The 24,985-nt window shown below is 64.7% G+C and carries 3 protein-coding genes; all 3 read left to right on the top strand.

Going from position 1 to position 24,985, the window contains the following annotated elements:
• The first annotated feature begins 1 nt into the window (after position 1).
• From LOY22_RS17140 to LOY22_RS17130, 3 genes are read left to right on the top strand one after another with little or no spacing between them, the layout of a single operon-like run.
• A complete protein-coding gene (locus LOY22_RS17140) occupies positions 2–12,373 on the top strand; it encodes a non-ribosomal peptide synthase/polyketide synthase (RefSeq protein ID WP_258594150.1) in 12,372 nt (4,123 codons plus the stop codon).
• Positions 12,373–15,786 carry an amino acid adenylation domain-containing protein gene (locus LOY22_RS17135; RefSeq protein WP_309475561.1) on the top strand — a complete coding sequence of 1,138 codons (3,414 nt, stop codon included), beginning with the start codon at positions 12,373–12,375 and terminating at the stop codon, positions 15,784–15,786. The genes LOY22_RS17140 and LOY22_RS17135 overlap by 1 nt, the downstream gene beginning before the upstream one ends.
• A 13-nt stretch (positions 15,787–15,799) precedes the next feature.
• The gene (locus LOY22_RS17130) at positions 15,800–24,967 is read left to right on the top strand and encodes an amino acid adenylation domain-containing protein (protein WP_408980925.1); all 9,168 of its coding nucleotides are present in this window, start codon (positions 15,800–15,802) and stop codon (positions 24,965–24,967) included.
• Positions 24,968–24,985: the final 18 nt, after the last annotated feature.

The following is a 24,985-nucleotide window of genomic DNA, read 5'->3' as shown; positions in this document are numbered from 1 at the left end:
CATGCTTGAGCAACGAATGCTGGCGCTGGCTGAGCGCTTCACCCGTTTTTCCGCTGCTGAACGGCGCGCCTTGCAGGCGCGCATGCTTGAGCAAGGCCTGTCGCTGGAAAGCCTGCCGATTCCCCGGCGCGAAGACCCCAGCGAGGCGACGCCCGCCTCGCATGCCCAGCAACGGATGTGGTTTCTCTGGCAACTGGAGCCGGACTCCACGGCCTATAACCAACTGGCCGTGCTGCGCTTGCGCGGACAGTTGAATGTCGAAAGCCTGCGGCAAAGCTTCGAGGCGCTGGTGACCCGCCATGAAGTCCTGCGCACCCGTTTTGTGCTGCAGGACGGCCAGGTGTTGCAGCAGGTCGAGGCCGTTGCGCGCTTTGAACTGCAACTGCTCGACTTTAGCGGCGAGAACGGCCAGGCACTGGCGGATCAGGAGATTGAACGCCAGGCCCGGCAAGCCTTCGACCTGGAGCAGGGGCCGTTGCTGCGGGCCACGCTGCTCAGGCTGGATGCCGAGCAACATGTGCTGTTGTTCTGCACCCATCACATCGTTTGTGATGCCTGGTCCCTGCCGATTCTGGTCGAAGAAGTGACCCACGGCTATGCGCGCCTGGTCGCGGACGCCGAGCAGGCCGTACCCGCGCCGTTGGCCGTGCAGTATGCCGACCATGCACGTTGGCAGCGCCTGTGGCTGGACGCCGGTGAAGCGCAACGGCAGCTGGCGTACTGGAAAGCCAACCTTGGAGAGGAGGCGGTCAACCTCGAGCTGCCCCTCGATTACCCACGCCCGGCGTCGCGCAGTGCACGTGGCGCACGGGTGCCGATTGCCTTGTCCGAGAGCGTTTCGCAAGCGGTGCGCGCATTCGCCGCGAGCATGGGCGCGACGCCGTTCATGGTGCTGCTGGCATCGTTTCAGGCGGTGCTGCATCGCTACAGCGGCGCATCGGATATCCGCATTGGCACGCCGATCGCCAATAGGACACGGGCCGAGGTCGAGCCGCTGATCGGTTTCTTCGTCAATACCCAGGTACTGCGGGCACAGGTCGATGGGCAGATGTCGTTCGTCGAGCTGGTGCAGCAGGCCAAGCAGCGCGTGCTCGAGGCCCAGGCCCATCAGGACCTGCCGTTCGAGCACCTGGTCGATGCCTTGCAGCCGCAGCGCAGCCTGAACCAGAGCCCGCTGTTCCAGGTGATGTTCAACCACCAGGTGGCGCAACCGGCGGTTGACCAGTGGCGCCTGCCGGGATTGACCGTCGAGGCGCTCGATCGAGGCAGCGACACGGTGCGTTTCGATCTGACCCTCAACACCGAGGACCAGGGCGGGATACTCAAGGCGTCGCTGGCCTATGCCTGTGACCTGTTCGAGCCAGCCACCATCGAGCGGCTCGGCGAGCACTGGCGTTACCTGCTTGAGCGCTGCCTTGCCGAGCCGCACCAGCGCCTGGCGGAACAGTCGCTGTTCGACGATGCCCAGACTCGTCAGTTGCTCGACGCCTGCAATGACCCGCAAGCCAGCGTCCCGGCTTGCCTGCTGAGCCTGATCGCCGAGCAGGTCGCAACCCGGCCCCAGGCAACCGCGCTGGTGTTTGCCGAGGCGACCTTGAGTTATGCGCAGCTCGACGCCCAGGCCAACCGGCTGGCCCAGCGCCTGCGGGCGTCGGGGGTTGGGCCGGACGTTCTGGTGGGCATCGCCGTCGAGCGTTCGATGGCGTTGGTCGTGGCCGTGCTTGCCGTGCTCAAGGCCGGTGGCGCCTATGTACCGCTGGACCCTGAGTATCCGCGCGAGCGCCTGGCCTACATGATCGAGGACAGCAGTATCGCCCTGCTGCTGAGCCAGGCGCCGGTGCTCTCGCGCCTGCCCGCCGACCTGCCGCTGCCTGTGCAGTTGCTTGATGATTCGTCTCTGGAGCAGTGCAGCGACCAGCCTTTGCCGATTGTGCAGCAGGCCGAGAACCTCGCCTACCTGATCTATACCTCCGGTTCCACCGGCCGGCCGAAAGCGGCGGGTAATCGCTATGGGGCCTTGAGCGGGCGCTTGCAATGGATGCGCGATACCTATGCCATGAGCCCCGCAGACGCGGTGCTGCAGAAAACCTCAAGCAGTTTTGATGTCTCGGTCTGGGAGCTGTTGCTGCCGTTGACCTGTGGTGCGCCGGTGGTGCTGGCGCAACCGGGCGACCAGCGAGACCCGGAGCGTCTGCTGGCGCTGATCCAGGCTCATCAGGTCAGTACCTTGCACTTTGTTCCCTCGATGCTCCAGGCGTTCATTGAAACCCCTGGGCTTGAAGGCTGTACATCGTTGCGCAATCTGTTCAGTGGTGGCGAGGCGTTGTCCCGTGAGTTGCAGCACAAGGTGCTGCAACGCCTGCCCCACGTAGCCTTGTACAACCGTTACGGGCCCGTGGAGGCGACCATCAATGCCAGCCACAGCCAACGCGCAACCGCCAGCGATACACGGGTAGGCATTGGCCGGCCGCTGATTGATACCGCCTTGTACGTGCTCGGTGGCGGTCTTGAGGTGCTGGCCCCGGCGGCCATCGGTGAGCTGTACATCGGCGGCGCGGCGCTGGCGCGTGGTTATCACCGCCGCCCTGGGCTGACGGCCGAGCGCTTTGTCCCCGATCCGTTCGGCCGCAGCCCGGGCGCACGCCTGTACCGCAGCGGTGACCTGGTGCGGCGGGGGGCTGACGGCGAATTGCAGTTTGTTACCCGTATCGATCACCAGGTGAAGATCCGCGGCATGCGTGTCGAACTGGGGGAAATCGAGTCGCAGTTGCTGGCCCTGGCACCGGTGCGCGAAGCGGTGGTGCTGGCCGTTGACGCCAGCCTTGGCAAACAGCTGGTTGCCTACGTGGTCGCCGACGCTGGCACCCCGCCAAGCCAGCTGCGCGAGCAATTGCACGCAGTGCTGCCGGACTACATGGTGCCCGCGCACGTGGTGCTGCTTGACCAACTGCCCGTGACGGCCAATGGCAAGCTCGACCGCATGGCCTTGCCGCAGCCCGGCCTGGAGCGCGCGCAGGAAGATTATCAGGCACCGGCCAATGAGCTGGAGCAGCGCATTGCAACGATCTGGGAGGCGGTGCTCAAGCGCCAGGCCATTGGTCGTCAGGACAACTTCTTCGAGCTCGGTGGCGACTCGATCATCTCCATTCAGGTGGTGAGCCGCGCACGCCAGGCCGGCATTCATTTCACCCCGCGCGATCTGTTCCAGCAGCAGACTGTCCAGGGCCTGGCCAGTGTCGCCCGGCTGGGTGGTGTGCAGCGCTTCGAACAAGCGCCGGTGGTCGGTGAGGTGCCATTGCTGCCGATTGCCCAGGCGTTTTTCGAGCAGTCACTGCAGGCCCCTGGGCACTGGAACCAATCGGTCCTGCTGCAACCGCGAGCGCCCTTGCAAGCCGAGCTGCTGGAGCAGGTGCTGCAAGCGCTGGTGGTGCATCACGATGCGCTGCGCTTGAACTTCCAGCGCCAGGCCGACGGTAGCTGGCAGGCCACCTACGGTGCGTTGACGCGCCTGCCAGCGGCATTGCTGTGGCAGGCTGACGTGGCGGATGAGCAGGCCCTGACCGCGCGCTGCAACGAGGTTCAGCGCAGTCTGGACTTGCAGCACGGGCCGCTGCTGCGCGGGTTGCTGGCAACCTTGGCCGATGGCTCGCAGCGGCTGCTGCTGGTGGTTCACCACCTGGCGGTCGATGGTGTGTCGTGGCGCCTGTTGCTCGAGGATATCCAGCAGGCATACCAGCAGCTGATGGCTGGCCAAGCGCTGCGCTTGCAGGACAAGACCAGTTCGCTCAGGGCCTGGAGCGAGCGTTTGCAGGTGCGAGCCCGCGAGCGGCGCATGGACACCGAGCTGGCTTACTGGCGTGAGCAGTTGAGCTGCGCCAACGACTTGCCATGCCGTGACCCGCAGGCGAGCCTGTTGGCCAGTCACGCCCGCAGCGTCCAGACCCGGCTCGACAGCACCGCGACGCGCCAGTTGCTGCAACAGGCGCCTGCTGCCTACCGTACGCAGATCAACGACTTGCTGCTGACGGCCCTGGCCCGTGTCATCAGCCGTTGGACCGGCGACCGGCATACCTTGATCCGCCTGGAAGGCCACGGCCGTGAAGCGCTGTTTGACGATATCGATCTGAGCCGGACCCTGGGCTGGTTTACCAGCGTCTTTGCGCTGCGTCTGACGGCTTGCGACGACCTTGGGCAATCGATCAAGCAGATCAAGGAGCAACTGCGCCAGGTGCCTGACAAGGGCATCGGCTACGGTCTTCTGCGCTATCTGGCCGATGAGCCGACGCGCCTGCAGTTGCGTGGCCTGGCGCAACCGCGGATCACCTTCAACTACCTGGGGCAGTTCGATGCCAGTTTTGCCGATGGGCAAGGCCTGTTTGTCCCCAGTACCGAGGACAAGGGCGAGGAGCGCAGCCCGCAGGCACTGTTGAGCAACTGGCTGACCTTGAACGGCCAGGTCTACGCGGGCGAGCTCAGCCTGGAATGGACTTTCAGCGAGCAGATGTTCGACCGCGCGCAGATGCAGGCGCTGGCCGATGAGTATGCCGACGAGCTGCGCAGCCTGATCAGCCATTGCTGTGATCCACGCCACCGTGGGGTTACCCCGTCCGACTTCGCGCTGGCGCGCTTGAGCCAGGCGCAACTGGACCGGCTGGCGTGCAATGGCGCGGATATCGAGGACCTCTATCCACTGTCGCCGATGCAGCAGGGCATGTTTTTCCACTCCCTCTATGAGCAGGGGTCGGGTGACTATATCAATCAGTTGCGCGTGGATATTCGCGGGCTGGATCTGCAGCGCTTCCGCGATGCCTGGCAGGCGTGCCTGCAGGCCCATGAAGTGCTGCGCAGTGGTTTTATCTGGCCTGACGATGCCGACAAACCTGTGCAAGTGGTGCTCAAACAGGTCGAGCTGCCGTTTGAGGTCCTTGACTGGCGCGGGCGGCCGGGCAGTGCCCAGGACCTGCAGGAACTGGCGGACACTGAGCGCGCACGGGGTTTCGAGCTGAGCTGCGCGCCATTGCTGCGTTTGCTGTTGGTGCGTAGCGGCGAGCATGACTATCACCTGATCCACACCAGTCATCACATCCTGATGGACGGCTGGAGCAGCTCGTTGCTGATGGGCGAAGTGCTCCAGCGTTACCGAGGGCACGCCGTGCCAGCGCGGCCTGGGCGTTATGCCGATTACATCGGCTGGTTGCAGGCGCAGGATGATGCGCGCAGCCGCGTGTTCTGGGAGGCGCAATTGTCTGACCTCGCCGCGCCGACCCTGCTGGCACCAGCCCTGGCTGGCGCGCACGGGCAGGCCGCTAGCGGTCAGGGCCAGTACCAGGCGAGCCTGACGCCGGCGCAAAGCGCTCGCTTGAGCGAGTTTGCCCGGCAACAGAAAGTCACCCTCAATACCCTGGTACAGGCAGCCTGGCTGGTATTGCTGCAGCGCTATACCGGCCAGCCTTCCGTGGCATTGGGTGCCACGGTGGCGGGGCGGCCGGCGGAGCTTGCCGGCATCGAACAGCAGGTTGGCCTGTTCATCAACACCCTGCCGGTCATTGCCAGCCCGGCTGCAGAGCTCAGCGTCGGGCACTGGCTGCAACAGGTCCAGGCGCAGAACGTGGCGCTGCGTGAACATGAGCAGGTGCCGCTGGCCGATATTCAGCGGTGGGCTGGACGGGCGGGCGAGCCGCTGTTCGACAGCATCCTGGTGTTCGAGAACTATCCTATTGCCGATGCGCTGCAACAAGGTGCGCCTGAAGGGCTGCAGTTCGGCGAGGTGCAGATGCAGGAGCAGACGCACTTTGCGCTGACCCTTGCGGTGGGGCTCGGCGAGGTGCTGACCTTGCAGTTCAGCTACGACCGGGCGCTGTGCGATGACACTGCGGTGACGAACCTGTGCGGCCATCTGACCCAACTGCTGCAAGGCTTTGTCGAGCAGGTCGATCAGCCGCTTGGCCAGTTGCCGATGCTGGGTGAATGCGCGCAACGCCAGGTTATCGACGGCTGGAACCATACCGCGCAGCACTATGCCGACTCGCGCTGCGTGCACCAGGTGATTGCCGACCAGGCCCAGCGCACGCCCGCGGCCACTGCCCTGGTCTTCGCCGGTCAGGCCATGTCCTACGCGGCGCTGGAGCTGCAGGCCAACCAATGGGCCCAGCGCCTGGTTGGCGCAGGCGTGGGCCCGGAGGTGCTGGTCGGCATCGCTGCCGAACGCAGCCTGGAAATGGTCGTCGGCTTGCTGGCGGTGCTCAAGGCCGGCGGCGCTTATGTGCCGCTGGACCCCGATTACCCCGCCGAACGCCTGAGCTACATGATCGAGGACAGCGGTATCGGGCTGTTGCTGACCCAGTCGGCACTGCTCGAGCGCTTGAGTCTGCCGGGCAGTCTGCAGACCTTGCTGCTGGACCGGCCCGAGGCACTGACACCCGCCCAGGGCATGGCGCCAGTGCCGTGCACGCCTGATGCGCAGAACCTGGCCTACGTGATCTATACCTCAGGCTCGACCGGCAAGCCCAAGGGCGCCGGTAACCGCCATGTGGCCCTGAGCAACCGCCTTAACTGGATGCAACAGGCTTACGGCCTGACACCTGACGATGTCGTGCTGCAGAAGACCCCGTTCAGTTTCGACGTCTCGGTCTGGGAGTTCTTCTGGCCGCTGATGTTCGGTGCCCGCCTGGTCATCGCCGAGCCCGGCGATCATCGGGATCCTGCAAGGTTGGTTGCTTTGATCCGCAACCAGGGCGTCAGCACCCTGCATTTTGTGCCGTCCATGTTGCAGGCGTTCATGCAGGACGAGGCGGTGGCCTGTTGTACCTCGCTCAAGCGGATAGTCTGCAGTGGCGAAGCACTGCCGGTGGATGCCCAGGCGCAAGTTTTTGCCCAGTTGCCCGGTGCGGCGCTTTACAACCTGTATGGGCCGACTGAAGCGGCCATCGACGTCACCCACTGGACCTGCCGGGAAGAGCCGGGGGACAGCGTGCCGATCGGTGAGCCGATCGCCAACCTGCAAACCTGGATTCTCGATGCGAGCCTGCAATTGCTGCCGGCGGGGGTGATAGGCGAGCTGTACCTTGGCGGCGAAGGCCTGGCCAGGGGATATCATTTGCGTCCAGGACTGACCGCCGAGCGTTTCGTCGCCAGCCCGTTCGACGCTGCTCAGCGCCTGTACCGCACCGGTGACCTGGCGCGCTACCGTGCCGATGGGGTGATCGAATATGCCGGTCGCATCGACCACCAGGTAAAAATTCGCGGGCTGCGTATCGAGCTGGGCGAAATCGAGGCACGCCTGGTCGAACACGCGTCGGTTCGCGAGGCCGCGGTGCTGGCGGTGGGCGACAACGCCGCCCAACGCCTGGTGGCCTATGTGGTACCGAGCGCGGACTTTGCCAGCGCCCAGGCCGAGCAAGGCGCCTGGCGCCAGGCGCTGGACCAGCACTTGAAGGCAAACCTGCCCGACTACATGGTGCCCGCTCGCATCCAGTTGATCGAGCGGATGCCACTCAGCCCCAACGGCAAACTGGAGCGCAAGTCCCTGCCTGCACCTGACCTGGAACCGAGCCAGCAGTATGTGGCACCGGTGGCGGAGCTGGAGCGGCAGATTGCCCAGATCTGGCAAAGCGTGCTCAAGTGCGAGCGCGTCGGTTTGACCGACAACTTTTTCGAACTGGGCGGTGACTCGATCATTTCCATCCAGGTGGTCAGCCGCGCGCGTCAGGCGGGTATCCATTTCACTCCCAAACAGCTGTTCCAGCATCAGACCGTGCAAAGCCTGGCGGCGGTTGCGGCAACCGGCGCCGCGGCCCTTGAGATCGATCAGGGGCCAGCCAGCGGGCGGGTGCAGTTGCTGCCGATCCAGGCGCAGTTCTTCGAACAAGACATGCAGACACGCCAGCACTGGAACCAGTCGGTGCTGCTCAAGCCCGCCGAACGCCTGCAGGCGCCAGCACTGGAGCAGGCCCTGCAAGCGCTGGTGCAGCATCATGACGCGTTGCGCCTGAACTTCAGCGCGGCAGACGGGCAATGGCGGGCCGATTACCGCAGCCTGCAACAACAGGCGCAGCACTGGCGGCGCGAAGGGCTGCTGTGGCAGGCAAGCGTGCACGACCAAAGCGAACTGGCCGCAGCCTGTGAACGGGCCCAGTGCAGCCTCGACCTTGCACAGGGGCCGCTGCTCAGAGCGTTGCTGCTCGACCTGCCTGACCAGCAGCAGCGCTTGCTGCTGGTCATCCACCACCTGGTGGTGGACGGGGTTTCCTGGCGCATCCTCTTTGAGGACCTGCAGGCAGCCTACGCCAGTGCCCTGGCGGGCACGCCCGGCAACCTGCCGGCCAAGACCAGTTCGGTGCAGGCCTGGGCGGCACGCTTGCAGCGCTATGCCCAAAGCGAGGCCGTGCGCGGGCAGGTCGACTACTGGCAGGCGCAATTGTCGGTGTCGGGCAGTGCGCTACCCTGCGACGATCCGGACGCCAGCCTGCATAGCCGTTACGCCCACAGCGTGGTCACCCGCCTGAATGCCGGGCTCACCCGGCAATTGCTGCAAGTGGCGCCGAATGCTTACCGGACGCAGGTCAACGATGTGCTCCTGGCGGCGCTGGCGCGGGTCATCGCGCGCTGGAGCGGGCAGGCCGATACGCTGATCCAGCTGGAAGGGCATGGCCGCGAAGACCTCTTCGATGACATTGACCTGACCCGGTCGGTTGGCTGGTTCACCAGCCTGTTCCCGGTGCGCCTGAGTGCCCGTGATGACCTGGGTACGACCCTGAAAACCGTCAAGGAGCAGTTGCGCGCGATCCCCGACAAGGGGCTGGGCTATGGCGTGCTCGGCCATTTTGCTGAACCAGGCGATCGCGCCCGGCTCACAGGGCTGGCGGTGCCGCGCATCACGTTCAACTACCTGGGCCAGTTCGACAGCAGTTTCACCGACGACGCGGCACTGTTCACCCCGACTGGCGAGGCGCGGGGGGCCGAGCAGGGCGCTGATGTTCCACTGGCCAACTGGTTGATGCTCAATGGCCGGGTGTTTGATGGCGAGCTGAGTATCGGCTGGACGTTCAGCACGCAAATGTTCGCTGCCTCGACGGTGCAGCGCCTGGCCGATGACTATGAGCAGGAACTGGCAGCGCTGGTCGCCCATTGCTGTGACCCACGCAGCCAGGGCGCCACGCCATCGGACTTTGCCCTGGCGCAACTGACTCAGGCACAGCTCGATCAGTTGGACCTGAGCGCAGTCGAAGACCTCTATCCGCTGTCACCGATGCAGCAGGGCATGTTGTTCCATGCCCTCGATGGTCGCGAGCAGGGCAGTTACGTCAACCAGATGAGCGTCGAGGTTTTCGGCCTCGATGTAGAGGCTTTTGCCGCCGCCTGGCAGGCCACTGTGCAGGCCCACGACATCCTGCGAACCCGTTTCATCTGGCAGGGCGTTGGCGCACGTCCCTTGCAGGCAGTGCAAGCATCGGTGGAGGTGCCCTTTACCGTTCTTGACTGGCGTCAGCGTGCCGACCTGGACGAGGCGCTGGGCGCGCTGGCGGCCAGTGAGCGCAAGCGCGGTTTCGACCTGGGCTGCGCGCCGTTGCTGCGCCTGCATGTGGTGCACTGCGACGGGCAACGCTACCAGCTGATCTACACCAGCCACCATATCCTTATGGACGGTTGGAGCAATTCACAACTGATGGGGGAGGTGCTGCAACGCTATCGTGGCGAGCAACCGGCTGCGCTGCACGGCCGTTACCGTGACTATATCCAGTGGCTGCAGGCTCAGGACGAGCAGGCCAGTGAAGCGTTCTGGAAAGCGCAACTGCAGGACCTGGTCGGCCCAACCCGGCTGGCCGCAAGCACGGCACATGACGCTGGCAACCGCCACCAGCGCGAGTACCGGCACGTGCTGGAAGGCTCGCGCAGCCAACGCTTGCATGGGTTTGCCCGCGAGCAGAAGGTGACCTTCAACACCCTGGTTCAGGCCGCCTGGTCACTCTTGCTGCAGAGTTATAGCGGCCAGCAAACGGTCGTGTTCGGTGCCACGGTAGCCGGGCGTCCGGTCGAACTGCCTGATGCCGAACGGCAGATGGGGTTGTTCATCAATACCCTGCCGGTTGCCACCACGCCGCGCCCGGAGCAAAGCGTCGGCAGCTTCCTGCAGGCGCTGCAGGCGAAAAACCTGAGCCTGCGCGAGCATGAACATACCCCGCTGTTCGACATTCAACGCTGGGCCGGACACAGCGCTGAATCGCTGTTCGACAACATTCTGGTGTTCGAGAACTACCCGGTGTCGCAGGCCCTGGAGCAGGGCGCAACCCAGGACTTGCGTTTCGGCCGGCTCAACAGCCACGAGCAAACGCACTACCCGCTGACCTTGCTGGTTTCGACGGGCGAGGAACTGGTGCTGCAGTTCAACTATGCCTGTGCGTTGTTCAGCGATGCCCAGATCGAGCGTATCGCCACCCACCTGGACAACCTGCTCGAGCAACTCTGCCAGGCGCCGCAACGGGTCCTCGGCGAGTTGGACATGCTAACCGGCAGCGAGCGCGGGCTGCTGCTCGAAACCTGCAACAGCAATACCCTGGCCTTTGCTCACCAGCGCTGTATCCATCAGCATATCGAAGCGCAGGCCGCGCGCAGGGCTGACGCAACAGCATTGATCGACGGTCAGGCGCACATCAGTTATGCCCAGTTGAACCAGCGGGCCAATCTTCTGGCCTGTGCCTTGATCGAGCTTGGCGTGGGCCCCGAGGTGCGGGTCGGCGTGGCGATGCCGCGCTCGAGTGAAATGCTGGTGGCCTTGCTGGCGGTGCTCAAGGCAGGTGGTGCGTATGTGCCGCTGGACCCCGACTACCCGGCCGAGCGTGTGGCCTACATGCTTGAAGACAGTCGCGCCCGTGTCCTGCTTAGCCAGCAGCAGGTGCTGGAGCACCTCAGCGTGCCCGCCAGCGTTCAGGTCGTGCCGGTGGAGCGTGGCTATGGCGAGCAGGCGGCGACGACGCCTGGCAACCCGCAGACAGCGGTCTCGGCGCAGAACCTGGCGTATGTCATCTATACCTCCGGCTCCACCGGCAAACCCAAGGGCGTGGCGATTACCCATCGCAACGTCGGCGCACTGATTCAGTGGTCGCAGCAGGTTTACAGCCAGGAAGATATCCAGGGTGTGCTGGCGTCGACGTCGATCTGCTTCGACCTGTCGGTGTGGGAGCTGTTCGTCACCCTGGCCAATGGCGGTCAGGTGATCATGGCGCGCAATGCCCTGGAGCTGCCGACGCTGGCGGCCCGCGAGCGGGTACGTTTGCTCAACAGTGTGCCCTCGGCAGTCGCGGCCCTGCAGCGTGCCGGGCAGATTCCGCCGGGCGTGCGCATCGTCAACCTGGCCGGCGAGCCGCTCAGGCAGGCGCTGGTGGAGCAGCTGTATGCCAGCGGCACCATCGAGCACGTCTACGACCTGTACGGACCGTCGGAAGACACCACCTACTCGACCTGGACGCGCCGTCACCCTGGCGGCACACCGAGTATCGGCCGGCCGTTGGCCAACACCCGCGCCTACGTCGTCGATGGCCGCTTGCAGCCGACCGCCCTTGGGGTGGCCGGCGAGTTGCTGCTGGCCGGCGACGGGGTTACCCGTGGCTACCTGTTGCGCCCGGGTCTTACCGCCGAGAAGTTCGTGCCGGATCCCTTCGGTGTGCCCGGCGCCCGCCTGTACCGCAGCGGTGACCTGGTGCGCTACCGCGACGACGGCGAGCTTGAGTACATCGGCCGCCTGGATCATCAGGTCAAGGTCCGCGGGTTCCGCATCGAGCTGGGCGAAATCGAAGCACGCCTGCAGGCCCTGGCCCAGGTGCGCGAGGCTGCGGTACTGGCGCTGCAGGGGGCGCGGGGCGCACACCTGGTGGCCTACCTGGTGGTGGATGGCGACCTCGCGCCAAGCGCCTACGCCCAGGCCGGCGAAGCCATCAGGCACGCGCTGCGAGCCGACCTGCCCGACTACATGATTCCAGCCCACGTGCTGTTCCTTGAACAGTTGCCGCTGACCCCCAACGGCAAACTTGACCGCAAGGCGCTGCCGGCAGTCGACAGCCAGGTTGGCAGCAGCGAATTCATTGCGCCAGGCACTGAGCTGGCCTGCCAGGTGGCGCAGATCTGGCAGCAGGTGCTGCAGGTCGAGCGGATTGGCATGAACGATAACTTCTTCGAGATGGGCGGTCACTCCTTGCTGGTGGTGAGCGTGGTGTCGCGAATTCAACTTGAGCTTGGTATGAAACTGACAGCGCAAACGGTTTTTCAATTCCCGGTCCTCGGCGCCTTGGTCGCCGAGCTGGAACAGAGCGGGTCTTCGCTGAACAGTGAAAAACTCAGCAGGCTCGATGCGTTGCTCGACGAAATGGAGGCCATCTGATGGATCAGCAGGTCGCCTTGAAGATTGCTCAGCGTTTCATTCTTCTGCCGCTGGAAAAACGCCGGCTGTACCTGGAAAAAATGCAGGCAGAGGGCATCTCGCCCGCCAACCTGCCGATACCGCGGGTGAGCGATGAGTTCGAACAACTGCCACTGTCTTTTGCCCAGGAGCGCCAGTGGTTTCTCTGGCAACTGGACCCTGACAGCGCCGCCTACCACATCCCCACCGCGCTGCGTCTACGTGGCCCGCTGGACATCGCCAGCCTGCAGCAGGCCTTCGACCTGCTGGGCGCGCGGCATGCCACATTGCGCACGCGGTTTGTCCAGAACGCCCAAGGTGGCACTTGCCAGGTCATTGATGCCCAGGCCAATTTGCGCATTGCGGTGCAGCCGTTGAGTGTGCCGCCGGGGCAGTCGGCCGAGCAGGCGCTCAGGCAGTTCATCCGCGCCGAAACCGCGCAGCTGTTTGACTTGCGCCAGGGGCCCTTGTTGCGGATCAAGCTGCTGACCCTGGGCAACGACGATCACGTGCTGGTGCTGACCCAGCATCACATCGTCTCGGATGCGCGCTCCATGCAGGTCATGGTCGAGGAGCTGGTGGCCCTGTACAGCGCCCGCTTGCAAGGACAGCCTTGCAGCCTGCCGGCAGTGGCGCTGCAGTACAGTGACTATGCGATCTGGCAGCGCCACTGGATGCAAGCTGGTGAGCGCGAACGCCAACTGGCCTACTGGCTTGAGCAACTGGGCGATCAGCAGCCGGTGCTGGCGCTGCCCACCGACCGGCCGCGCCCGGCCAGCAGGAGCTTTCGCGGTGCACGTGTGGAGATACAGCTGGACAGCGACCTGAGCCAGGCACTGCAAGGGCTGGCGCGGCAACAGGGTGCAACGCTGTTCATGCTGTTACTGGCGTCGTTCCAGGCGCTGCTGGCGCGCTATAGCGGCGAGCGGGATATTCGCGTCGGAGTACCGGTGGCCAACCGCAACCGCCCGGAAACCGAGCGCTTGATCGGCTTTTTCGTCAATACCCAGGTACTGCGTGCCGAGGTTGACGGGCACCTGCGTTTCAGCGAGCTGCTGGCCCAGGTTCGTGAGCGGGCGCTGGGCGCCCAGGCGCACCAGGACCTGCCCTTCGAACAACTGGTCGAAGCCCTGCACCCGGAGCGCAGCCTGAGCCATAGCCCGTTGTTCCAGGTGATGTTCAATCATCGCAGCGACACCCCGGGCGCGGCGCCTCAGGCCGCGCTGGCCCTGCAGGTCGAGGCGGTTGGCCAGGACAGCCAGGATGCACAGTTCGACCTCACCCTGACCACCCATGAATCCGCGCAAGGCATTGGCGCCAGCCTCAACTACGCTACGGACCTGTTCGACGCGGCCACCATCGAGCAGATGCTCGGGCATTGGCAAGCGCTGCTGCGGGCGGTGGCCGCTGACCCGCAGGCACGTCTGGGCCAGCTGGCGTTGCTCGATCCGGCGCAACAGCAGTCAACGCTGCGCTGCTGGAACCCGGCGCCGCAACAGTTCCCTGTGCGCCACTGCATTCATGAACTGTTCGAAGCCCAGGTCGAACGCAACCCGGATGCGCTGGCGGTGTCGCGCGGTGAGCAGTGCTTGAGTTACGGCCAGCTCAACAACAGCGCCAACCAGCTGGCCCATCGGCTGATTGCCATGGGGGTGGGGGCCGATGTCCGGGTGGGCCTGGCGGCGACCCGCGACCTGCCGATGATCGTCGGCCTGCTGGCCATCCTCAAGGCCGGTGGCGCCTACGTTCCGCTCGACCCCAACTACCCGCAGGACCGCCTGGCCTACATGATGCAGGACAGCGGCATGTCGATGTTGCTGGCGCAGGAGCAATTGCTGGCGCAGCTGCCGGTGCCGGAAGGCGTACCAACCCTGCTGCTGGACGTGGCGGATGACGGTGATTGCAGCAACCCGCAGCTCAAGCTCGACCCGGACAACCTGGCCTATGTGATCTACACCTCGGGCTCGACCGGGCTACCGAAGGGCACCTTGCTGGCGCATGCCAACGTCGTGCGTCTGTTCGCGGCCACCGAGCAGTGGTTCGCCTTCAACAGTGCCGATGTGTGGAGCCTGTTTCACTCATTCGCCTTCGATTTCTCGGTGTGGGAAATCTTTGGTGCCTTGCTGCACGGCGGCCGGCTGATCATGGTCGACCAGGACACTGCCCGCTCGCCCGAGGCGTTCCTGGCGCTGCTGCAGCGCGAGCGGGTCACGGTGCTCAACCAGACCCCCTCGGCGTTCAAGGTGCTGGCCCAGGTTGCCTGCGCCGCGCCCGCCGGGACGCTGGACCTGGCCTTGCGCTATGTGGTGTTTGGCGGCGAGAACCTCGAGGTCAGCAGCCTGGCGCCGTGGTTCGAGCGCTTTGGTGACGAGGCACCGCGCCTGATCAACATGTATGGCATCACCGAGACCACGGTGCACGTGACCTATCGACCGTTGTCCAGGGCTGATCTGGGCAGTGCCCAGGGCAGCCCCATTGGCGAACCGATTGGCGACTTGTCCTGGTACGTGCTCGATGGCGACCTCAACCCGGTACCTCACGGCTGTGTGGGTGAGTTGTATGTCGGGCGCGCGGGGCTGGCCCGTGGCTATTTGAATCGCGGTGGTTTGAGTGCCAGCCGCTTTGTTCCCGATCCGTTCGGCAACCCCGGCGGGCGTCTCTATCGCACTGGAGACCTGGCGCGCTTCACCGCCAGCGGCACGGTCGAGTATGCCGGGCGTGCCGACCACCAGGTGAAGATCCGTGGTTTTCGCATTGAGCTGGGCGAGGTCCAGGAGCGTTTGCAAGCCCTGGCAGAGGTCGACCAGGCCCTGGTCCTGGCGCACCAGGGCGTGGCCGGGCAACAACTGGTGGCCTACCTGATCGCTTCGCGCGCGGACATCGCCCTGGCCAGCGCCGAGGATCAAGCTCAGGCCGTGGAGCGTTTGCGCGGCTTGTTGTTGCAGGCGCTGCCCGAGTACATGGTGCCGACCCACATGGTCTTCCTCGCGGCGTGGCCGTTGACCGCCAACGGCAAGCTTGATCGCAAGGCCCTGCCGACGCCTGACCAATTGCAGGGATCACGCCGCTATCGCGCCCCGCAGAGCGCGCTCGAGTTGCAACTGGCAGCGGTCTGGCAAGAGGTACTGCAGGTGCCCCAGGTTGGCCTCGACGATGACTTCTTCAGCCTTGGCGGGCACTCGCTGCTGGCCACCCAGGTGATTGTCCGCATCCGTGAGCAGGTGAACCTCGAAGTGCCGTTGCGTGAATTGTTTCAGGCCCGCGACTTCAAGGCTTTCTGTACGCTGGTGGCAACGCTTCAGGCGCAGAGCTCGCCGCTGGAAGACGAATTGGCTAAATCTCTGCAGGCCCTCAAACGTTTAACTGGAGATGAACTTGAAAAGCTAATTTCCTAATGAGGGTCTGGGTGTGCAAGAGCTGATCGGGGCAGTTGGAGCGCTTTCGTCGAAGGAACGCAAAGCCTTGGCGATACTGCTGAAGCAAAAAGGGATCAACCTCTTCAATGTCGCGCCGATTTTCAAGCGCAAAGCCGACGAGCCCTTGTTGTTGTCCTATGCGCAGGAGCGCCAGTGGTTTCTCTGGCAGATGGAGCCAGACAGCGCCAACTACCATATTCCACTCGCGCTGCGCCTGCGCGGCGAGCTCGACCTTGGCGCCTTGCAGCGCAGTGTCGAGGCGTTGCATCTGCGCCATGAAGCGTTGCGCACCACCTTTGTCGACGACGACCTGCAGGCCCTGCAGGTCGTCCACCCGTCCATGACTGCGGACTTCACCTGCCTGGACTGGTCGAACGAGCCAGCGTCGGCGCGTTCTGAGGCGCGGCTGAAGGCCTTCGTCGAGGAGCAGGTCGGCCAGCTGTTCGATTTACGCCAGGGGCCGCTGTTGCGCGTCTGCCTGCTGCGCCTTGATGTCGATGATCACGTATTGCTGCTCATCCAGCACCATATTGTCTCTGACGGTTGGTCCATGGAGATCCTGCTGCGCGAGATCATCGAGTACTACAGCGCGTTCACCCAGGGCCGGGCCCCGGACCTTGCGCCGCTGCCGATCCAGTACGCTGACTACGCCCTCTGGCAGCGCCAGTGGATGGAGGCAGGTGAACGTGAGCGGCAACTGGCCTACTGGACTGCGCAGCTGGGTAGCGAGCATCCCTTGCTTGAACTGCCCACTGACCGACCGCGTCCGGCTGAGCAGAGTTATCGCGGTGCGCGGCTGGCGCTGAGCCTGCCCGATGGCCTGGCCGATGCGCTCAAGCGTTTCGCCGGGCAGGAGAATGTCACCCTGTTTACCCTGCTGCTGAGCAGCTTCGAGCTGTTGCTGCACCGCTACAGTGGCCAGGCCGAGATTCGTGTCGGGGTACCCTCGGCCAACCGCAACCGGGTGGAGACCGAGGGGCTGATCGGTTTTTTCGTCAACACCCAGGTGATCAAGGCCTGCTTTGACGATCAACTGACCTTCCGCCAGCTGCTGCAGGCCGTGCACCAGACAGTGCTCGATGCCCAGACTCATCAGGATTTGCCGTTCGAACAACTGGTCGAGGCGTTGCGCCCGGAGCGCAGCCTCAGCCACAGCCCGCTGTTCCAGGTCATGTACAACCACCAGAGCGACGCGCGCACGCGTCACCAACTGGCGGGGCAGGGCGGGCCCCTGACGATCGAGGCGCTGGCGTGGGAAAAGCACACCGCTCAGTTCGACCTGATGCTCGATACCCATGACAGCCCGAGCGGGCTTGCCGCCGGCCTGACCTACGCCAGCGACCTGTTTGAACGCGCGACCGTCGAGCGCATGGCTGCGCACTGGCTGGGCCTGTTGCAGGCGATCGTGCAACAGCCCGATCAGCGCGTCGCGGCCATGCCCCTGCTCGACAGCGATCAGTGGCAGCAACAGGTCGTGCGCTGGAACGACACGGCGATGGACTACCCCTTGGCGTGCTGCGTGCATCAGTTGATCGAACAACAGGCGCAGGCCACACCCGACCGGGTAGCCCTGGTCCTGGGCGCTGCGCAGCTCAGTTACCGCCAGCTCAATGAAGTCGCCAACCAGTGGGCACACCGCTTGCTGGCCGCAGGTGTCGGGCCCGATGTGCTGGTGGGTATTGCCGCCGAACGCAGCCTGGAAATGGTTATCGGCCTGCTGGCGGTGCTCAAGGCTGGCGGCGCTTATGTACCGCTGGACCCGGATTATCCCGCGGAGCGCCTGGCCTACATGATGCAGGACAGCGGCATGCGCCTGCTGCTGACCCAACAATCGGTACGTGAGCGCTTGCCGGTGCCGGCCGATGTCGAATGCCTGCTGCTCGATCAACCTCAGGATGGCTGGCCTGTCAGCAACCCGGCGTGCTACCCGCACCCGCAGAACCTGGCCTATGTCATCTACACCTCCGGCTCCACGGGCAAGCCAAAAGGCGCGGCCAACCGCCACCTGGCCCTGACCAACCGGCTGTGCTGGATGCAACAGGCCTATGGCCTGGGCGAACAGGACCGGGTCTTGCAGAAGACGCCGTTCAGCTTCGACGTTTCGGTGTGGGAGTTCTTCTGGCCGCTGATGACGGGGGCACGCCTGGTGCTGGCGGCGCCGGGTGATCACAAGGATCCTGCGCGGCTGATCGAGGTCATCCGCCGTGAACAGATAACCACCTTGCACTTTGTGCCCTCGATGCTGCAGGTGTTCATGCTCGATGACCAGGCGGGTCTGTGCACCTCGCTGAGCCGAGTGATTTGCAGTGGCGAGGCGTTGCCGGCGGATGCCCAGCAACAGGTTCTGAGCCGCTTGCCGCAAGCCAGCTTGTACAACTTGTATGGACCGACCGAAGCGGCAATCGATGTTACCCACTGGACCTGTCGCGACGAAGGCCGCGACAGCGTGCCGATTGGCCAGCCGATTGCCAACCTTGGCACCTATGTGCTGGACGACGAGCTGACGCCGGTGCCCGTGGGGGTAACGGGTGAGCTGTACCTGGCCGGTATCGGGCTTGCGCGCGGCTATCATCGCCGTCCGGGCCTGAGCGCCGAACGGTTTGTCGTCAGCCCGTTCGCCAGCGGCGAGCGTATGTACCGCACCGGCGACCTGGCGCGTCAGCGCAGTGACGGGGTGATCGAGTACCGCGGGCGGATCGACCATCAGGTAAAAATCCGTGGACTGCGTATTGAGCTGGGCGAGATCGAGGCACGCTTGCTGGAACAGGATGAAATCCACGAGGCGGTTGTTCTGGCCGTTGCCACTGGCAATGGCCAGCAACTGGTGGCGTATCTGGTGCCGGCCCGGCGCGACTGGCCTGGCGACGACCGCCAGCGCCAGGCGCAGGCGCGCGAGCTGCTGCGGTCGCGCTTGCTGGCGGCCTTGCCCGACTACATGGTACCCAGCCAACTGATGTTCCTCGACAGCCTGCCGTTGAGCCCTAACGGCAAGCTGGAACGCCGGGCGCTGCCGGTGCCTGATGCAGAGCAGATGCAGCAGGCCTATGTGGCCCCGGGCAGTGCCGTGGAAGTGGCGCTGGCGGCGCTTTGGCAAGAGGTGCTCAAGGTTGAACGGGTGGGTCTGAACGACAACTTTTTCGAACTCGGCGGCGACTCCATCGTGTCCATTCAACTGGTCAGCCGCGCGCGGCGCCAGGGCATCGTGTTCACCCCCAAAGAGCTGTTCCAGCACCAGACGGTGCAGAGCCTGGCGGCTGTCGCCCGGTCTCGCGAGGTCGGCGAAGTCGATGCAGTGGACCAGGGCCTGGTCAGTGGCGCGGCGTTGCTGCTGCCGATCCACCAGGCGTTTTTTGCCAGTGACATCCCCCAGCGTCACCAGTGGAACCAGTCGGTGCTGCTCAAGCCATCGCAGCCGCTGCAGGCCGACCTGCTGGAGCGTGCGCTGCAAGCGTTGGTGATGCACCACGATGTCTTGCGTTCGTGCTTCAGCGCCGAACAGGTGCGCTATCTGCAGCCCGAGCGCCTGCTTGCGCACTGGGCGCAGGCGCCGCTGCTGTGGCAAACCGCGCCAGTCGACCTGGCCGCGCTTTCAGTCGACTGCGACGAGGCCCAGCGCAGCCTGCAGCCGGCACAAGGGCAGTTGCTGCGGGCGCTGTTGGCGACCCTGGCCGACGGTCAGCAACGGCTGTTGCTGGTGGTCCACCACCTGGCCGTGGATGGTGTGTCCTGGCGCATCCTGTTCGAAGACCTGCAACAGGCCTACACACAGTTGGCGGCAGGCCAGCCTGTGGCCTTGCCGGCCAAGACCACTTCGGTCAAAGCCTGGGCCGAACGTCTGCAAACCTATGCGCGGGGCGACAACCTGCAGGCGCAGCTCGGCTACTGGCAGCAGCAGTTGCAGGGCGCATGCGCCGAGCTGCCCCAGGATCACGCCGACGGTACGCTGCGCAGTCGCGATGCGCTGACGCTGTACAGCCAGTTGAGCCCGCAGCTGACGCGCAAGCTGTTGCAGCAGGCTCCCGCGGCTTACCGCACGCAGATCAACGACCTGCTGCTGGCAGCCCTGGCCAGGGTGTTGCAGCGCTGGACCGGCGCCGATCATTGCCTGATCCAGCTTGAAGGCCATGGCCGTGAAGAGCTGTTCGATGAGGTCGACCTGACCCGCACCCTGGGTTGGTTCACCAGCATGTTTGCGCTCAAGTTGCAGGCCTTCGAGCAGTGGAGCGACACCCTCAAGGGGATCAAGGAGCAACTGCGGGCGGTGCCGGACAAAGGCATCGGCTACGGGGTGCTGCGTTACCTGGGTGATCAGCAGGCGCGTGAAAGCCTGGCGCAATTGCCGGTGCCGCGGGTGACCTTCAACTACCTTGGGCAGTTCGACGCCAGTTTCAGCAGCGATCAGGCACTGTTCGTTCCCGCCGCTGAAAACCGAGGGCTTGAGCGCAGCCTGGACGCGCCGCTGGGCAACTGGTTGAGCCTCAATGGCCAAGTGTACGACTCGGCCTTGAGCATAGGCTGGACCTTCAGCCGCAGCATGTTCGATGAGGCGACGATCGCGCACCTGGCCGCGCAGTACAGCGAGGAGCTCGAGCGTCTGATCGAGCATTGCTGCGATCAGGGCGTTGGCGCGGTGACCCCCTCGGACTTTCCGCTGGCGCAGGTTTCGCAGGCCTGGCTTGACCAACTGCCGATTGCCGCCGGCGAAATCGAAGACATCTACCCGCTCTCGCCGATGCAGCAGGGCATGCTCCTGCACACCCTGGAAGACAACGAGTCGGCGCTTTACATCAACCAGGTGCAGTTGCCGGTGCAGGGCCTGGATGTCGAGCGATTCTGCCAGGCCTGGCAGGCGGCAATCGACCGCCACGAGGCCCTGCGTACCAGCTTTCATTGGCCCGATCGGCAGACGCCGGCGCTGCAAGTCGTGCAGCGCCGGGTCAAGCTGCACGTACAGACCCTCGACTGGCAGGATCAACCCTGGGATGAACAGCGTGTCGCGCAATGTGCCAGCGCGGAACGGGCCCGCGGCTTTGATATCGGCGCCGCGCCGTTGCTGCGCCTGTTGCTGATTGGTACCGGCCCCGGGCAATACCGGATGATCTGGACCAGCCACCACATCCTGATGGATGGCTGGAGCAATTCACGTCTGCTCGCAGAAGTGCTGCAGCACTACTGTGGCGCGCAGGTTGCGGCGCCAGGCGGGCGCTTTCGCGACTTCATCGGCTGGCTGCAGGGGCAGGACGCCAAGGGCCTCGAACAGTTCTGGAAGCAGCGCCTGCAGGCCTTGGTCGAGCCGACTTCGCTGAGCCAGGCGGTGCATCCGCGGCACAGCAGCAGCGAGCCCGGTCACCGGGCGCTGTACACCCGCTGGGATGCAGCGCGCACTGCACGGTTGCAACAGGTGTGCCGTGACTTGCGTATCACCCCCAACACCCTGATTCAGGGCGCCTGGCTGCTCTTGTTGCAACGCTACACGCGTCAGGACACCGTGGTGTTCGGCGCCACGGTTGCCGGGCGACCGGAGGGCCTGGCCAATGCCGACACCCTGCTGGGCCTGTTTATCAATACCTTGCCAGTCATTCACCGCATCAGGCCGGAACAAGCGCTGGATGCCTGGTTGCGCGACCTGCAAGCCTACAACCTGGACGTGCGCGATCATTCCCATGTGCCGCTGGCGGATATCCAGCGTTGGGCAGGCATGGGCGGACAGGCGTTGTTCGACAGCATCATCGTGTTCGAGAACTACCCGATCGATGAGCGGCTTGGCGAGGCCCGGGACAGCGGCCTGCACTTTGGCGAGTCACGCAATCACGATGTCACCAACTTCCCGATGGACCTGGCCGTCCACCTCAACGACAGCCTGTCGATCGAATACCTGCATTTGCGCAGTGCCTTCAGTGAGCAGGCCGTCGAGGGCATCCGTCACGCCATGGAGGGGCTACTGACGGCCATGCTCGAGACACCGCTGCAGCGGGTGGGTAACCTGCAACGCCTGGATACCGCGCAGTGGCAGCAACTGCAGGCCTGGGGGGCACAGCCGGCGCGGCAGTACCGTCCGCTGTCGGTGGTCGAGCTGATTGACGAACAGGCCCGGCGTCAGCCCGGGGCGATTGCGGTGGAATGTGCGGGGCAGCGCCTGGACTATGCCGCCCTGCAGCGCCAGAGCAATGCTCTGGCCGCGACCTTGATGGCGCAGGGCGCGGGCCCTGAAGTTCTGCTCGGGGTGGCCCTGGAGCGTTCGCCGCAGATGATCGTGGCACTGCTGGCCGTGCTCAAGTGCGGCGCGGCGTATGTGCCGCTGGACATCGATTACCCGAGCGAGCGCCTGGCCTACATGATCGAGGACTCGGGCATGGCCCTGGTCATTACCCACAGCGATCTGCTCGGGCGCCTGCCGCTGCCGGCGCTGTTGCCACGGGTAGAGATGGATCGACTGCCGCTCGATGAACAGCGCGTCGGGCCAGCGCTTGCCTGCGGCGATGATCGCAACCTGGCGTACCTGATCTACACCTCCGGTTCCACCGGTCAGCCCAAGGGCGTGGCGGTTACCCGCGGGCCCTTGAGCATGCACTGCCAGGCAATTATCGAACGCTACGAAATGAACGCCAGCACCCGCGAACTGCACTTTATGTCGTTTGCCTTCGACGGTGCCCATGAGCGTTGGTTGAGCGTCCTCGGCAGCGGCGGGGCGCTGGTCATTCGCGACGCCGAACTGTGGACACCGGAGCAGACGTTCAAGGCCCTTGGACAGCAGGCAATCACCATCGCCTGCTTCCCACCGGCCTACCTCAAGCAGGTTGCCGAGTATGCCCGCCAGTGTGGCGAGCCTGCGCCTGCGGTGAACATCTACTGCTTTGGCGGCGACGCCGTACCCGAACAGACCTTCGAGCTGGTCAAGGCAGCATTGCGCCCGCAGTACTTCACCAATGGCTACGGACCGACTGAGACCGTGGTCACCCCGCTGCTATGGAAAGTGCCGGCCGATTCGACCTGTGAAGCTGCGTATGCACCGATCGGCCGCGCCGTCGGCTTGCGCGCCTTGCAGGTCCTGGACGATGACCTCAACCCGTTGCCTGCAGGCTTCGCCGGCGAGCTGTACATTGGTGGCGAGGGGGTCGCCCGAGGCTACCATCGTCGCCCGGGCCTGACCGCCGAGCGCTTCGTACCGGACCCTTTCGGCCAGCCAGGAACCCGGGCCTACCGCAGTGGTGACCTGGTGCGCCTGCGTGAGGACGGCATCATCGACTACGTCGGTCGCATCGATCACCAGGTAAAGATTCGCGGCTTTCGCATCGAGCTGGGCGAAGTCGAGGCCTGCCTGCGCCAGCAACCCGGGGTCAGCGATGCGCTGGTCATTGCCCGTGACTTTGCCGCCGGCAAGCGCTTGATTGCCTACGCGGTCACCCCGCACGGCATCGATCAGGGGCCGGCGCTGCTCAGCGGTCTGCGCGCGGTGCTGCCCGACTACATGGTCCCGGCACAGGTAATCTGCCTCGCGGCACTGCCCATCTCGCTCAACGGCAAACTCGACCGCAAGGCCTTGCCAGAGCCGGATTTCAGCGCCGATAGCTACCTGGCCCCGCGCAGCGAGCAGGAACACCTGCTGGCGCAGGTCTGGGCCGAGGTGCTGCAAGTCGACAGGGTTGGCATCAGTGACAACTTCTTCGAGCTGGGCGGCGACTCGATTCTCAGCTTGCAGGTCATTTCCCGCGTGCGTAATCACCCGCAGCTGGACATCAACCTCAAGCTGCGCGACCTGATGCGCTACCAGACCATCGCCGGCCTGTTCGATCAGCAGGTCTTTGCCGGTGCTGCGCAGCAGGAGGACCTGAGCCACCGGGTCAGCGATGGCCGGTTCAGTCTGTTGCCGATCCAGGAATGGTTCTTCGCCCAGAACATGCCAGAGGCGCACCACTTCAACCAGGCATTGATGCTGCGCTCGCGCCAGGCACTCGAGCCGCAGGCGCTGGAGCAGGCTTTGCAGGCTGTGGTGCAGCAGCATGATGGCTTGCGCTTGTGCTTTGCCAAGGAGGGCGAACGTTGGTATCAGGCGTATCGGCCACAGCAGGCCCAGGCCGACAAGCCGCTGCTGGAGCAGGTGAGCGTGGCCGATGAGGCGGCGCTGGAAGACTTGACCGCCCGGGTGCAACGTAGCCTGGACCTGCAGCAAGGGCCATTGATGCGCGCCCTGCATATCACCTTTGCCGGCGAGCAGCGCTTGCTGCTGGTTATTCACCACCTGGCGATTGATACGGTGTCCTGGCGCATCTTGCTGCAGGATTTGCAACAGGCCTACGAGGCTTGCAGCCAGGGCAACAGCCCAGCGTTGCCGATTCGCACCAGCAGCTACCAGGCCTGGGCGACCCGTCTTGAACAACAAGCGCCGCTGCTGGTGGAGCGCGAGCTGGGGTACTGGCTCGAACAACTGCAAGACTCGGGGCAGCCTTTCCCTTGCGATAACCCCCGCGGCAAGAACCTGGTCGGCTTCCATGCGGTAGAGCGCATGGAACTCGACGCCCAGCGCACCAGCGAACTGTTGACCCAGGTGCCGGCGGTCTACCAGACGCAGATCAATGACCTGTTGCTGGGCGCCTTGAGTCGCGTGCTGTGCCGCTGGACCGGGCAGGATGCGGCGTTGATCCAGCTTGAAGGTCACGGTCGTGAAGACCTGTTCGACGAGCTGGATTTGAGCCGTAGCCTGGGCTGGTTCACCAGCATGTACCCGGTACGCCTGGTGCCCGGTGCCGAGGATGACGTCCGCGCCAGCCTGCTCGGGGTTCAGCGCCAGTTGGCGGCAGTCCCCGACAAGGGGCTGGGTTACGGCGTGTTGCGCTACCTGGCGGGCAACAGCCTCAGGCAGCAGTTTGCCGGGCTGGCCCAGGCCAGGGTGACCTTCAACTACCTGGGCCAGTTCGACCAGAGCTTTGACGAGCGCGCCTTGTTGGTGCCGGCCGAGCAAAGCGTGGGGGCGTGCTACAGCCTGCAAGCGCCGCTGGGCAACTGGCTGGAGATTGTCGGCCAGGTGTTCGACGGCCGCCTGGCCTTGCGTTGTGTGTTCAGTACCCGGCGCTATCGTCGTGAAACCATTCGCCAGTTGATGGACGACTATCAGCGCGAGCTGCAGGCGATCATCAGCCATTGCCTGGCCCAGGCCGCCTGAGCCGTCAACCTGTGTGCC

It is taken from the genome of Pseudomonas sp. B21-035, assembly GCF_024748945.1.
GTDB lineage: Bacteria > Pseudomonadota > Gammaproteobacteria > Pseudomonadales > Pseudomonadaceae > Aquipseudomonas.
This window is presented reverse-complemented; position numbering and strand designations above follow the sequence as displayed.